Origin of the sequence: Mycobacterium sp., assembly GCF_049802695.1 — a bacterium.
Lineage (GTDB): Bacteria > Actinomycetota > Actinomycetes > Mycobacteriales > Mycobacteriaceae > Mycobacterium.
Map to the genome: position 1 here is coordinate 1 of NZ_JBARMY010000161.1, position 14,301 is coordinate 14,301.

The 14,301-nt window shown below is 66.2% G+C and carries 11 protein-coding genes; 6 read left to right on the forward strand and 5 right to left on the reverse strand.

Annotated elements, in window-relative coordinates:
* Nucleotides 1-1,893: sensor histidine kinase (locus tag WA317_RS06610; RefSeq protein WP_425172276.1), on the reverse strand; the 1,893-nt coding region annotated here is incomplete at its 3' end.
* A 246-nt stretch (nucleotides 1,894-2,139) separates the two neighbouring features.
* Between WA317_RS06610 and WA317_RS06615 the strand changes: the two genes are divergently transcribed.
* Entirely contained in the window at nucleotides 2,140-2,607 is a 468-nt protein-coding gene (locus WA317_RS06615; protein WP_425172277.1) for a tRNA (cytidine(34)-2'-O)-methyltransferase, read from the forward strand.
* A 12-nt stretch (nucleotides 2,608-2,619) separates the two neighbouring features.
* Here the strand turns inward: WA317_RS06615 and WA317_RS06620 are convergent, their stop codons facing one another.
* Both WA317_RS06620 and WA317_RS06625 read right to left on the reverse strand, forming a co-directional pair.
* Nucleotides 2,620-3,264: a nitroreductase family protein gene (locus WA317_RS06620; protein WP_425172278.1), complete on the reverse strand. Its 645-nt coding sequence runs from the start codon at nucleotides 3,262-3,264 to the stop codon at nucleotides 2,620-2,622.
* A 28-nt stretch (nucleotides 3,265-3,292) separates the two neighbouring features.
* Nucleotides 3,293-6,604 carry an error-prone DNA polymerase gene (locus tag WA317_RS06625; RefSeq protein WP_425172279.1) on the reverse strand — a complete coding sequence of 1,104 codons (3,312 nt, stop codon included), beginning with the start codon at nucleotides 6,602-6,604 and terminating at the stop codon, nucleotides 3,293-3,295.
* Nucleotides 6,605-6,797: 193 nt separating this feature from the next.
* On the opposite strand from WA317_RS06625, the gene WA317_RS06630 reads away from it, so the two are divergent.
* From WA317_RS06630 to otsB, 3 genes are all read left to right on the forward strand, one after another.
* Entirely contained in the window at nucleotides 6,798-8,183 is a 1,386-nt protein-coding gene (locus WA317_RS06630) for a WS/DGAT/MGAT family O-acyltransferase (protein WP_425172280.1), read from the forward strand.
* Between the two features lie 301 nt (nucleotides 8,184-8,484).
* The gene (locus tag WA317_RS06635; RefSeq protein WP_425172281.1) at nucleotides 8,485-9,171 is read left to right on the forward strand and encodes a GAF and ANTAR domain-containing protein; all 687 of its coding nucleotides are present in this window, start codon (nucleotides 8,485-8,487) and stop codon (nucleotides 9,169-9,171) included.
* Between the two features lie 5 nt (nucleotides 9,172-9,176).
* A complete protein-coding gene (gene otsB / locus WA317_RS06640) occupies nucleotides 9,177-10,343 on the forward strand; it encodes a trehalose-phosphatase (RefSeq protein WP_425172282.1) in 1,167 nt (388 codons plus the stop codon).
* 13 nt (nucleotides 10,344-10,356) lie between these two features.
* On the opposite strand, the gene WA317_RS06645 is transcribed toward otsB, so the two are convergent.
* Together WA317_RS06645 and WA317_RS06650 are read right to left on the reverse strand one after the other, a co-directional pair.
* On the reverse strand, nucleotides 10,357-10,596 hold the full coding sequence (locus WA317_RS06645; protein WP_425172283.1) for a hypothetical protein: 240 nt from the start codon (nucleotides 10,594-10,596) through the stop codon (nucleotides 10,357-10,359).
* 28 nt (nucleotides 10,597-10,624) lie between these two features.
* Complete coding sequence (locus WA317_RS06650) at nucleotides 10,625-11,506, reverse strand: MaoC/PaaZ C-terminal domain-containing protein (RefSeq protein WP_425172284.1); 882 nt, start codon at nucleotides 11,504-11,506, stop codon at nucleotides 10,625-10,627.
* Between the two features lie 94 nt (nucleotides 11,507-11,600).
* Here WA317_RS06650 and WA317_RS06655 point away from each other — a divergent pair, with 94 nt between their 5' ends.
* Nucleotides 11,601-12,311 carry a histidine phosphatase family protein gene (locus WA317_RS06655; RefSeq protein ID WP_425172285.1) on the forward strand — a complete coding sequence of 237 codons (711 nt, stop codon included), beginning with the start codon at nucleotides 11,601-11,603 and terminating at the stop codon, nucleotides 12,309-12,311.
* An 86-nt stretch (nucleotides 12,312-12,397) separates the two neighbouring features.
* The coding region (locus WA317_RS06660) for an SDR family oxidoreductase (RefSeq protein ID WP_425172286.1) at nucleotides 12,398-14,301 on the forward strand (1,904 nt) is incomplete at its 3' end.

A 14,301-nucleotide genomic window follows, 5' to 3' on the forward strand; every position in this document is an offset into this window, starting at 1 on the left:
CACCTCGGCCGTTGTACCCGAATCGGGGTCGCCGGTCGCCGAGCCGCGCAGCCGGACCCGCAGACCGTGCCGATCCGCCAGCCGGCCCACCACGAAGAGACCCATGTGACGGGCGTTCTCCGGGCTCACTTCGCCGCCGGCGCGCAACCGCATGTTCGCGATGCGGCGATCGCCGTCGGTCATGCCCAAACCGGAGTCGGTGATCTGGATCAGCATCCCGGCAGCGGACGGCCGCACCACGGCGACCCGTACAGGTGCCGTCGGGGGTGAGTAGCGCAGCGCGTTGTCGATCAGCTCTGCGAGGAGGTGGATGATGTCACCGGCCGCGGCACCGCTCACCGCGGCGTCGAGCATTTTCACCGTCTCGACGCGCCGGTAATCCTCGACTTCGGACGTGGCGGCGTCGATCGCCGTGGACAGCGGAACCGGCCCGCGCTGTCCGCCGGCGAGCTGCGAGCCCGAGAGCACCAGCAGATTGGCGCCGTTGCGCCGCATTCGGGCGGCCAGGTGATCCAGCCGGAACAGGCTGTCGAGCCGGTCGGGGTCTTGCTCGTTGCGTTCGAGCCGGTCGATGAGCGACAACTGCTGGTCGACCAGCGAGCGGTTGCGCCGCGACATAGTCTCGAACATGTCGTTGACGAGTATGCGCAGCCGCGCCTCGTCTCCGGCCAGCAGCAGCGCCTGGGTGTGCAGTTCGTCGACCGCGTGGGCGACCTGGCCGATCTCCTCGGTGGTGTGCACCGGCAGTGGGTCGGGCGGACGCTCATCACCGGCGCGCACTCGGGCGATCTCTTGCTCGAGGTCTTCATGCGCCACTTTCAGCGCGCCGTCGCGCAGTACCCGCAGCGGCTGCACCAGCGATCGCGCCACCAGCAACACGACGATCAGCGCCGCCGCGATGGCCGCGAAGATCAGCGCACTGTCGCGGATGGCGGCGTCGCGCCGACTGGCGGCCTGGTCCTCGACCAGCTTGGTCACCGATGCGCTGGTGTGGTTGATGACTTGGCCGGCGATCTGATCGGTGGTTTGGATCGAGCGCAGCAGCCCGGGGTTGTTGACCAGCGAAGCTGTCGGATCGGACATGATCGCCATCCGGGTCACCAGCTGCTGCTGCAGCGTCTTGGCATCCGGTGACCCGACGCCGAGCACCTCGCTCATCCCGAACAGCGTCGACGGTTCGGTGCCCGCCAGCGTGATCATCGAGGTACGCAGTTCCGGGTCGGGCAGATCCCCACCGCGGGTCACCAGCAGCTGCTGCATCAGCATCTGGCCGCGCGCTCCGAGCGCACGGCTGAGCCCCTCGGCCTGGGCGCGGATCTTCTCGCTGTCGATGCGCACTGAACCGTTGACGGCGTTCTCCGCGGTCAACAGGATGGGCGCGTACCCGGTCACCCGCTCGCGCAGGCCGATGCTGTTGGCGGCCACCTTGTCCAGCAACGCCTGCCCGCCGTTCAACAAAGTGCCCACGCCGGTTCGAACGTCGGAGGCCACTTCGGTGCCGGCCAGCCGCGACTGCAGCTCGTAGCGGCGCGCGTCGTAGTTCTTCCGCGCGCCTTCGACGTCAGCTCCGGTCGAGTTGGCGACCAGTGCGACGTCGAGCGCCGACATGTATTTGGTGATGACCGGAACCATCTCTGCACGGTCGGCGGCCAGCCGCAGATGACCGGCATCGGTGACCGCGGTGTAAATGCGCAACCCGCCGAAGACCGTGGCCAGCAGCAACGGGAACAGCGCGATCGCGAATACCTTCCACCGGACAGGCCAATGCCGCATCGACCATTTGGGCGGGCGTCTGGCGGTTGCGGAGGGTCTGGCTTCGGCCCTGGCGGTGTTGGCGATACCGTCCTTGGCTGCGGGCCGGTCCGCCCTGGTGGGGCGGGCAAACATTGTCACTGGCCCGCGGCCGTGCTACCGACCGCTTTCCTGGTACGCAGCGTTAGCGCGTCGTTCATAGGACTTTCCTGGTATTCGCCCGCGCCGAGGGCGAAGGACACCCGCATGGCAATTCGACGAGTATGCCAGCCCCTGACCGCGCTCACCACAATTCTTACTGAACAGACAGAGTTCGGCCCCGGTTGAACCCGGCCCGACCGGCGACGCCGAGCAAACTGCTGCACTGCCGCCTGCCATGATCGACGGATGTTCCGGTTGCTGTTCTATTCGCCGCGCATCGCACCCAACACGGGCAACGCGATTCGGACCGCGGCGGCCACCGGATGTGAGCTTCATCTGGTCGAACCTTTGGGCTTCGACCTGTCCGAACCGAAGCTGAAGCGGGCCGGGCTGGACTACCACGACCTGGCCTCGGTCACCGTGCATCCGTCACTGAAAACTGCATGGGCCACGCTGTCGCCGACGCGGGTGTTCGCCTTCACCGCGCACGCCACCCCGCTGTTCACCGACATCGAGTACGGAGTCGGCGATGTGCTGATGTTCGGTCCGGAACCCACCGGCCTGGACGCTGCGACGCTGGCCGACACCCACATCACCGAGCGGGTCCGAATTCCCATGCTGGCCGGCCGGCGGTCATTGAACCTGTCGAACGCCGCGGCGGTCGCCGTCTTCGAGGCATGGCGGCAGCACGGCTTCGCCGGCAGCACCAGGTGATGTTCGCCGGCTTCACCAGTTGTTCCAGTGCGTCAGGGTTTCGGCGGGGAGCCGCTTGGCCGGCCGGAAATCGGTGCCCTTGGTGTAGGCGATCGGGAACAGCCCGGCCTGGCTGTACTTCTGGTAAGGAATGCCGAGCACATCAGCAACCTGTTGCTCGCCGTCTTCGAGCAGGTGCAGTGTCGTCCAGCACGAGCCCAGCCCGCGGGAACGCAGCGCCAGACAGAAACTCCAGACTGCGGGGAACAGCGACGCCCAGAACGACACACCGCCCAGCGGCGAAGCATCTGGCCGGCCCTCCAAACAGGGGATCAGCAGAACCGGCGCCTCGTGCATGTGTTCGGCCAGATAGGTCGCCGAATCGCGGACCCGTCCCATCCGCTCGCCACGGGTGTCCCCTTCCGGATACTCCCACCGGGCCCGGCCCAGATAGCGCCGGGCGTGCGTCAGATAGATGTCGCCGATCACCTTCTTCTTGTCGGCGTCCTCAACGAACATCCATTGCCAGCCCTGCGAGTTGGAGCCGGTGGGCGCCTGCAACGCCAACTCGAGACACTCGGTCAGCACCTCCCGGGGCACCGGCTTGTCGAAATCGAGGCGTTTACGGACCGAGCGGGTGGTGGTCAGAAGTTCGTCGACGGACAGATTCAGGGTCATGCCTGGAGACTATCGCCCTGATTCCGGTTCACCGGAAGTCGCGGGATTTCGAGCCGACAGCGAGTTTGATACTGCCGATTCGTTCCGCCACGACCGTGATGGCGCCGCTGGCGTTTTGGAGTTGACCGCGGATCAGCAGCGCCGGCGCCGTCTGCGCCAGCCTGCGGTGGCGGGCCCACACCGCCGGCATACAGAGCACGTTGACCATCCCGGTCTCGTCTTCGAGGTTGACGAACGTCACCCCTTGGGCCGTGCCCGGACGCTGCCGATGGGTCACCGCCCCGGCGATCAACACCCGAGCACCGTCGGGCACCGACTGCAGTGCACCGGCGGGCAGCACACCCATCGCGTCTAGGTCCGCCCGCAGAAACTGCGTCGGGTAGCTGTCCGGGGAGACACCGGTGGCCCACACATCGGCGGCGGCCAGCTCCAGATCGCTCATCCCGGGCAACGCCGGGACATGCGATGACGAGCCCACGCCGGGCAGCCGTCCGGGCCGTTGGGTGGCCGCGGCCCCCGCCGCCCACAGTGCTTCCCGCCGCGCGAGCCCGAAGCAGCGTAACGCTCCAGCGGTGGCCAGCGCTTCGGTCTGCGGCACGCTCAACTGCACCCGGGTCGTCAGATCCAATAGAGAAGCGAACGGGCCATGGGCTTTTCGCTCCGCAACCAGTGTCTCGGCCAGATCTTCACCGATATGGCGAACGCTACCCAGACCGAGCCGGACGGTGTTTCCCTCATCTTCTAAAGTGGCGTGCGCCAAGCTGGCGTTGACGTCCGGCCCGTGTACTGTCACGCCGTGCCTACGGGCGTCGGCCACCAGCGACTGCGGTGAGTAGAAACCCATCGGCTGTGCGCGCAGCAGCGCGGCGCAGAACGCCGCCGGGTGGTGCAGCTTGAACCACGACGAATAGAACACCAGCGAGGCGAAGCTCAGCGAGTGGCTTTCCGGGAAGCCGAAGTTGGCGAACGCGAACAGCTTTTCGTATACCCGGTCGATCACCTCGTCGGAGGCGCCATGCAGTTGCCGCATGCCGGCATAGAACCGATCGCGCAGCCGTCCCATCCGTTCGGCCGAGCGCTTGGACCCCATGGCACGCCGCAACTGGTCGGCTTCGGCTGCGGAGAAGCCGGCGCAGTCGACCGCGAGCTGCATCAGCTGTTCCTGAAACAGCGGTACTCCCAGCGTCTTCCGCAGCGTCGGCTCCATCGAGGGGTGGTCGTAGACGACCGGGTCGAGACCGTTGCGCCGCCGGATGTAGGGGTGCACCGAGCCACCCTGGATGGGTCCGGGCCGGATGATGGCGACCTCCACCACCAGGTCGTAGAACACCCGTGGTCGCAACCGCGGCAAGGTGGCCATCTGCGCCCTTGACTCCACCTGGAACACCCCGACCGAATCCGCCCGTGACAGCATCTCGTACACCGCAGGCTCGGACAGGTCCAACTTGGCCAGGTCGACCTCGATCCCTTTGTGTTCGGCCACCAGGTCGATGGCATAGTGCAGCGCCGAAAGCATGCCCAGACCGAGTAGATCGAATTTCACCAAGCCGATTGCTGCACAGTCGTCTTTGTCCCATTGCAGGACGCTGCGATTTTCCATGCGAGCCCATTCCACCGGGCAGACGTCGGCGATCGGGCGATCGCAGATCACCATGCCGCCGGAGTGGATGCCCATGTGCCGCGGCAGGTTCTGGATCTGGGTCGCCAGGTCGATCACCTGCTCGGGAATGCCCTCGATACCAGGCTCGGTGCCGTCCGAATCGCGGCCGAGCCCCGACCAGCTGTTGAGCTGTTTACTCCACGCATCCTGCTGGCCCTGTGAAAAGCCCAGGGCGCGCGCCATGTCACGCACCGCGATCCGCCCCCGGTAGGTGATGACGTTGGCGACCTGCGCGGCGTAGTCACGGCCGTGTTTGTCGTAGATGTATTGGATGACCTTCTCGCGCTGGTCCGACTCGATGTCGATGTCGATGTCAGGTGGCCCGTCGCGGACCGGCGACAAGAAGCGTTCGAACAGCAGGTCGTTGGCCACCGGGTCGACCGCGGTGACGCCCATGGCATAGCAGACCGCGGAATTGGCCGCCGATCCCCTTCCCTGACACAGGATGTTGTTGTCCCGGCAGAACCGGGTGATGTCATGGACCACCAGAAAGTAGCCGGGGAATTTCAGGTCGGCGATGATCTTGAGCTCATGCTCGATCTGTGCGTAGGCCTGCCGGGCCCGGGTGCGGGGCCCGTAGCGGTCGCGGGCACCGGTGATAGCCAGCTCGCGCAGCCAGCTGTCTTCGGTGTGCCCGGGCGGGACGTCGAACGGCGGCAACTGCGGGGCGATCAACGTCAGTCCGAAGGCGCACTGCTCGCCGAGTTCGGCTGCCGCAGTGACGGCTTCAGGACACCAGGCGAACAGCCGTGCCATTTCCGCACCGCTGCGCAGATGTGTGCCGCCCAGCGGGGCCAGCCAGCCGTCGGCCGCGTCCAGGGACTGCCGCGCCCGGATGGCGCCCATGGCCATCGCCAGCCGACCACGGGACGGCGCGGCGAAATGCGCACCGGTGGTGGCCACAGTGCCCAGCCCGAATCGTGCTGCCAAGCCGGCCAACGCGGCGTTGCGCTCGTCGTCGAGCGGGTGACCGTGCCCGGTCAGTTCAATGCTGACCCGGTCACGGCCGAACCGGTCCACCAGGTCGGCCAACGCTGCCGCGGCCGCATCCGGCCCACCGTCACGAAGCGCTTGACGGACATGACCTTTGCGGCAGCCGGTCAGGATCTGCCATTGCCCGTCCGCCGCTTCGGTCAGGGTGTCGAAGTCGAACCGCGGCTTGCCCTTCTCGCCACCGGTCAGATGCGCCGCGGCCAGCTGCCGCGACAATCGTCGATACCCTTCCGGTCCGCGGGCCAACACCAGCAGGTGCGGGCCGGGCGGATCAGGCTGGTCGGTGCGGGCACCGGCGCCCAACGACAATTCGGCGCCGAATACGGTACGCATGTCCAGCTCTGCGGCTGCCTCTGCGAACCGCACCGCCCCGTACAGGCCGTTGTGGTCGGTCAGCGCAATAGCGCGCAGATCCAGCCGCGCCGCCTCTTCGACGAGCTCCTCCGGTGTGCTGGCGCCGTCGAGAAAGCTGAACGCCGAATGCGCGTGCAGCTCGGCATACGCAACCGACGAGCGGATCGCCCGGGCGTCGTTTTCCTTGCCGGGCGGCTCGTACTTCCCGCGCTTGGTGGACCACGGGCCGTCATCTGCCGGCCCCAGCACCAAAGGCATACCAGAGCGGCGCGGTTTGCCGTCGAGCACCCGCTCCATCTCCGACCATTTCGACGGTGGATTACTCCAGCCCATGCCGGCCAGTGTATCGAACATAGGTTCGATAGGGTGATGCGGTCGTCCACTGTCGGCCGGAACGCGGGGACCGTCGCTCGAAGACACCCGATCGACCAGAGTTGTTTACAAGAATTAATGTCGCTGCCACCTCCGGATTTCATGGCGCCGGAATACTCATCCCAAGTTCAAGAAGCGGACGGCGGTACTGGTCATGGAGCAACTCAACACGCTCGATGCAGGTTTCCTCATGGCGGAGGACTCGGATCGGCACGTGAGCCTGGCGATCGGCGGCATCGCCATCGTCGAAGGCGCACCACCTAACTACGAGCAGTTCAAAACGATCCTGGCAGAACGAATCCGGACGATACCGCGATGCGCCCAGGTGCTGCGCAGCCAGCCTTTCGATGTCAGCCCGCCGAAGTGGGTCGATGATCCGGAGTTCGACCTGGCCCGTCACGTGCGGCGGATCGCCGTCCCCCGGCCCGGTGACGACTGCGAACTGTTCCGGGTCGTCGCACGTGTGCTGGAACGCCGCCTCGACCGGGATCGGCCGCTGTGGGAGTGCTGGGTCATCGAGGGCCTGAAGGGCAATCGCTGGGCCATGTTGACGAAGGTTCACCATTGCATGGCCGACGGGATTTCGGCGACCCGGATCTTGGCCCGGCTCTGTGACGACATCGACGGTGACGCGTTCGCGCCGGCAGCACCGGTGCGTCGGGCCACCGCAGCCCATCCGCATCTGCGGCCGGTCCCGAACCCGCCCGCCCGCAACCCGGCCGAAAACCTGTGGCGCGCCGCTACTGCACTCACCAACGCCGCCACTCGAACAGTCGGCGGAGCTGCGGAAATCGCCGCCGGTGTGATCCGGCCGGCCGCCGGCTCGTCGCTGGTCGGCCCCGTCACGGCTATGCGGCGTTACCACGCGGTGCGGGTTCCGTTGGCCGACATCGAACAGATCTGCCGCAAGTTCGACGTAACGGTCAATGATGTTGCGCTGGCGGCGATCACCCAGGGCTTCCGCTCCGTGCTGTTGCATCGAGGCGAGGAGCCGCGTCCGGATTCCCTGCGCACTCTGGTGCCGGTTTCGGTCCGCCCACCCAGCACCCCGGACGCACCGGGCAACCGCATCTCTTTGCTGTTGCCGTATCTGCCCGTCGATCAGCACGACCCGGTCCAGCAACTGCGGACTGTGCACAGCCGATTGAGCCGCGCCAAAGGCGGGGGCCAGCGGCAAGCCGGCAGTACCTTGACGTCGGCGGCCAACTATGTGCCATACATGCTGTCTTCCTGGCTGATTCGGTTGATCACGCGGTTACCGCAGCGCGGCATCGTGGCCTTGGCGACCAATGTCCGGGGACCGCGCCGGCGGCTACAGCTGATGGGCCACAACGTGCAGCGGATTCTGCCAATCCCGCCGATCGCGATGCGGTTGCGCACCGGTGTGGCGGTGCTGAGCTACGCCGACGATCTGGTGTTCGGTATCACCGCCGACTACGACGCCGCCCCCGATGTGGAGCACCTGGGCACCGGAATCGAGAAAGCGGTGGCACATCTGGAGGCGCTCAGTCAAGATTCGGTGCTGCTGTTCGCCAGATGATGACGCGTGACCGTTTCGCCGGGGTCAGTCCGCAGTAAGCAGGGCCGAACGGCTCACATAGTGCCGACGAACTGCAGTTGGACGAACAGTCAAGTAGTCGTAGCATTCGAAGCGGCGGCGGATTTAGGACGGTTGCTCCTGCTCCCATGCAAGGCGACAGAGTGGACGCAACCGCAGTGTTGAAGAAACAGCATTGACACGAGTCGCCGCCCACTACTACGGCTGCTGTCTTCAGCTGCTTCAGACGCTTACCGCAGCCTCGGCTAAACCGGTGATCGATGTGATGGTGAGGCGATGATCGTTGGACTACTTCGACGGAGTCAGTGAGCTGAACGATGTGCTCCGCACTATCTATTCAGCGGAGGCGGAGGATTTCCCCACGGTGCTTGACGCGCTGACTCAGGCAGCGGCACGCTGCGTAACCGGTGCAGACCACGCCGGGATCACCACCAGCAGCCGGGAGAACGAGGTCAGCAGCCCGTCGGTCACCGACGAGTGCGCCAAAGTGCTCGACGAGATCCAGCAACGCCACCTGCAAGGGCCCTGCCTGGAAGCGGCCTGGACCCGTAAGGCGGTCGAAGTCGAGGACCTTGCCACGGATTCGCGCTGGCCCAAGTACCAAGCAGACGCGCTCGCGGAAACCCCGATCCGCAGCGTGCTATCGCTGCCGCTGTTCGCCGACGAACTGAGCATGGGAGCGCTGAACTTCTACGCAGAACGCGCGGGCGCCTTTTCCGAGTCCTCGCGTCGCGTTGCCGCCACGCTCGCCACGGTCGGCGCCATGGCATGGAGTAACGCTGTGCGCGGACAGCAATTCGCAGCGGCACTCGGTAGTCGCGACACCATCGGACAAGCCAAGGGCATCCTGATGGAGCGCTACGAGCTCGATGAGCAAGCAGCTTTCAACATGTTGGTGAAACTCTCTCAAGGCGCGAACATCGCGGTTCGCGACATCGCGCGTCGGCTCATCGACGACGCCGGTATCTGAGCAGGGTGTCCAGCACCATCGACCCACGCCGGCACGACGCCGTGCTGTTTTGCATCGATGCCGACCCAGCCGCACTCGTCGCGCAACTGGCCGGCGTCGGCGTGCGCGGCGTCGAGCTGCCCAGCACTGAGAACCTTGACTCTGCGGTGCTCACCGAGGCGGTCGGTCGGCTGCACACCCGGCCGGGCCGATGCGTGCTGATCACAGACTCGGCAGCCGCCGTCAAATTCGCCCGGGCCGGCGGGTTCGCGCTGATCGTCGGGCTCAACCGGGCCGAAGGCGGCGACGACCTGCGTTGCCGCGGCGCCGACGAGATCGTCCGCGGGCTCGGCGAGATCGTCGTGCGAACCGGAAACCAGCGGATGTCGCAACTGCCCGACGCCGCCGAGGCTTTGCTGGGCGCTGCCGACAGCTTGCTGGGCGACCGGCAGCCCGCGGTGTTCTTCGACTTCGACGGAACATTGTCCGACATCGTCGACGATCCCGATACGGCCGCCTTGACTGCCGGCGCCGCCGAGGCGCTGCAGTCGCTGACCGCACAGTGCCCGGTCACGGTGCTCAGCGGCCGCGACCTCGCCGATGTCCGGCAGCGGATAGCCCTACCAGGCATCTGGTACGCCGGCAGCCACGGCTTCGAGTCCGTCGGACCAGATGGCGAACACCACCAGAATGACGCCGCGGCATCCGCCATCCCCCTGCTGGAAGACGCCGCGGCGGAACTACGCGAACAACTAGGCACGATTACCGGCGTCGCAGTGGAACACAAGCGATTTGGAGTTGCGGTGCATTACCGCAACGCCGAACGCGACCGGGTCGGCGAGGTGCTGGCGGCGGTGCGCGGCATCGGGCAGCGCGCCGCGCTGCGGGTCACGACCGGACGGGAGGTCATCGAGCTGCGACCCGACATCGACTGGGACAAGGGCAAGACGCTGCGCTGGGTGGTCGACCAGATCAGCGATGACCAACCGGCCCGGCTGCTACCGATTTATCTTGGCGACGACATCACCGACGAAGACGCCTTCGACGCCGTGCTCGGCGACGGTATCGGGATCGTGGTGCGGCACAGCGACGACGGCGATCGCGCCACCGCCGCGCGCTACGCATTGGACAGTCCGGCCCAGGTGAGCGACTTCACCGGACGACTGGCGCGGCGAATCGCCGCGAACCGCTGAGCTCAGCTAGACGTCAGCTGTCGTCATCGTCATCGTCATCGTCATCGTCGTCGTCACTGTCGTCGTCACCGTCGTCGCCGTCTTTGCCTTCGTCCGGCACCAGCTCGACAGTGGCCCAGTGACTCGGCGAGAGCAGAACGCTCCATTTCCCCTCCTCACGTCCCAACTTGAGCACGCCGTCCTCGACCACCCACTTGGTTCCGTCGTCGTAGTCGTTCTCATGTCCGTCGCTGTATGTGAGTTTGAACGCCATGGTCTCCAGAGCCTGCCATGAGAGCGGCTCACACGGGAGTGAATTCGACCGCGCCGTCCTCGAGGACTACCCGCGCGGCCCCGCTCTCAGACGCGTCAGACGCGTCAGCTTCGGTGCGGAACACCGCCCGGCCCGGGTCAGTCCGCCAAACCAAAGTGGTCAGTGTCTCGCCGGGAAACACCGGGGAGGTGAACCGTGCGGCGATCGAGGTGATGTTGGCGGCGTCGCCTTTGCCGAGCTCGGCCACCAGCGCGCGGCCCGACACGCCGTAGGTGCACAGGCCGTGCAGGATCGGCTTGGGGAAACCGGCCAGCTCGCGGGCGAACCAGGGATCGCTGTGTAACGGGTTGCGGTCACCGGAGAGCCGGTAGATCAACGCCTGATCTTCGCGTGTGGGTAATGCGATGCGGGCGTCGGGCTCACGGTCCGGAACCTCCGGCGCGACCGGGCGCTGACCGGGCTGGCCGCCGAAGCCGCCCGCGCCGCGGATAACCAGCGTGGTGAGCGTTTCGGCGACCAGCGCCGACGTGTGCGGGTCGGTGCCGCTGCCGCGCAAGACGACGATCGCGTTCTTGCCTTCACCCTTGTCCTGGATGTCCACCACTTCGGAGACCACCGAAAGCTTTCCGGCGACCGGCAGCGGCGCGTGCAGCCGGATGGACTGTGAACCGTGTAGCAACATTCCCCAGTTGAAGTCACCGATCTTTCCCGCAGCGCCGAAAGCGGGACAACAGATCACCGCGTAGGTCGGCAGCGTCTGCAATGTGATGCCGTGGCTGTTCTCGGTGGTGAAAGACAGATCATCGATGCCTGCCCCGACGCCGAGCGCGTACAGCATGGTGTCGCGGTCGGTCCACTCGAACAGCGTCGGCTCCGTCACCGCGCCGATGGCATTCGGGTCGATCGCCATTGCGAGTCTCCTCTCAGTTCGATTCGCGCCGTTTCTTCACCCAACCATCGCAAACCCGCCACGCAGCGGCCTTCGGCAGGGCAGGCTATCTCCCATGGGCAACCGCACTCGCAGCGTCGTCTGGAAGGCAGCAGCGGCAATCGTCGCGACCCTCGTCATCGGCGCCTGCTCGGACACAGCTCACGCTCGCATGATCACGCTGACCTTCGTGCGGCATGCCGAGTCCCAGTCCAATGCGGACGAGATCATCGACACAGACGTTCCGGGCCCGGGTCTTACTCCGCTCGGCCAGGGCCAGGCCGAGCAGATTGCCCACCAACTTGGCCGCAACAACTACGACGGCATCTACGCCTCGACGATGGTCAGAACGCAGCAGACCGCCGCGCCGCTGGCCGAACGACTCGGCAAGCACGTTCAGATCCTGCCCGGCCTGCGAGAGATCGGCGCCGGCTGGTTCGACGGCAAACCGAAATCCATGGACAAGTCGACGTATCTGTTGGCGCCGGCGGACTGGCTCAACGGCGACCTCGGCGACGCGATTCCCGGCTCGATCAGCGGAAAACAGTTCAACGACCAGTTCACCGCCGCGGTGCAGAAGATCTACGACAGCGGGCTGAAGAACCCGGTCGCTTTCTCGCACGGCGAGTCGATCATGTACTGGACGCTGCTCAACGTGAACAACCCCAACGACAATCTGGTCAACGAGCATCCGCTGCCCAACATCGGCCGGGTCGTCGTCAAAGGCAGCCCCGTAACCGGCTGGACGCTGGTCGACTGGGACGGCATCCGCGAATTCAATTACTGACGCCTCAACCGCCTGCCGCCGAAGCGGCGTATCGACCGCGTCACAGACCGTTGACGCCGACCAGCGGCGCGACCACGATGACTGGCATGCGGTATCTCGTTACCGGCGGTACCGGGTTTATAGGGCGCCGAGTGGTGTCACGACTGCTGGACACCCGACCTGACGCCGAAGTCTGGGTGTTGGTCCGCCGCCAGTCGCTGGGGCGGTTCGAACGTTTGGCCACCGACTGGGGTGAGCGGGCCACGGCGCTGGTCGGCGACATCACCTGTCCTGAGCTGACCGACGATGCGCTGGTCGAGCTCGGCCATGTCGACCACGTAGTGCATTGTGCCGCAATCTACGACATCAAAGCCGGCGCAATCGAGCAATGGGCCGCCAACGTGGAGGGCACCCGCGCGATCGTCGGGCTGGCGCGCCGACTGGACGCCACACTGCACCACGTGTCGTCCATCGCGGTCGCCGGAACATTCCCCGGCGAGTACACCGAAACCGACTTCGACGTCGGCCAGCAGCTGCCAACGCCGTATCACCAGACAAAATTCGAAGCCGAGTCGCTGGTGCGCTCGACGCCGGGACTGCGTTACCGGATCTACCGGCCGGCCGTCGTGGTGGGCGATTCGCGCACCGGCGAAATGGACAAAATCGACGGTCCTTACTACTTCTTCGGCGTGTTGGCCAGGCTGGCGCTGCTACCCCGCTTCACCCCGATCCTGCTACCGGATTCTGGGCGCACGAACATCGTCCCCGTCGACTATGTCGTCGAGGCACTGGTCGCCTTGCTGCACGCCGACAGCCGCGATGGACAAACCTTCCATCTGACCGCGCCGGAAACAGTCGGGCTGCGCGGCATCTACCGCGGGATCGCCGACGCGGCGGGTCTTCCGCCGCTGCGCGGGTCACTGCCGCGCAAGATGACCGCGCCGGTGCTGAACACGCGTGGCCGGGCCAAGGCGGTGCGCAACATCGCGGCCACCCAGCTCGGCATTCCCGCGCAGGTGCTCGATGTGGTTGACCTGGCGCCCACCTTCATCTCCGACGAGACGCGAAACGCGTTGGCCGACCACGCGATCACGGTGCCCCGCTTTGTCGACTACGCCCCCGCATTATGGCGGTACTGGGCTGAGCACCTGGATCCCGACCGGGCACGTCGGCACGATCCGCGAGGACCGTTGGTTGGACGCCACGTCATCATCACCGGCGCTTCCAGCGGCATCGGCCGCGCCTCCGCAATCGCGGTGGCCGAGCATGGCGCGACGGTTTTCGCGCTGGCCCGTAACGCCGCGGCGCTGGACGAGCTGGTCGCCGAGATCCGCGCCCGCGGTGGCCGAGCGTATGCCTTTACCTGCGACGTCACCGATTCCGCGTCGGTGGAGCACACCGTCAAAGACATCCTTGGCCGCTTCGACCACGTCGATTTCCTGGTGAACAACGCCGGCCGGTCAATCCGACGGTCGGTGGTCAACTCCACCGACCGGTTGCACGACTACGAGCGCGTCATGGCGGTCAACTACTTCGGCGCGGTGCGAATGGTGCTGGCGCTGATCCCGCACTGGCGGGAACGCAGATTCGGTCACGTCGTCAACGTGTCCAGCGCCGGTGTGCAGGCCCGCAACCCCAAGTACAGCTCTTATCTGCCGTCGAAGGCTGCCCTCGACGCGTTCGCCGACGTGGTGTCGTCAGAAACGTTGTCCGACCACATCACTTTCACCAACATCCACATGCCGCTGGTCCGCACCCCGATGATCGCGCCGTCGCGCCGCCTGAATGCGGTCCGAGCGATCAGCCCCGACCACGCGGCGGCCATGGTGGTGCGCGGCCTGATCGACAAGCCCGCACGCATCGACACGCCGCTGGGAACGCTGGCCGAGGTCGGTCACTACCTCGCTCCCAAGCTGTCCCGGCGGATCTTGCATCAGCTCTACCTGGGCTATCCGGATTCAGCTGCGGCCCAGGGTCTGCCGAGTACAGCGCCTTCGACGCCGCCCAAGGC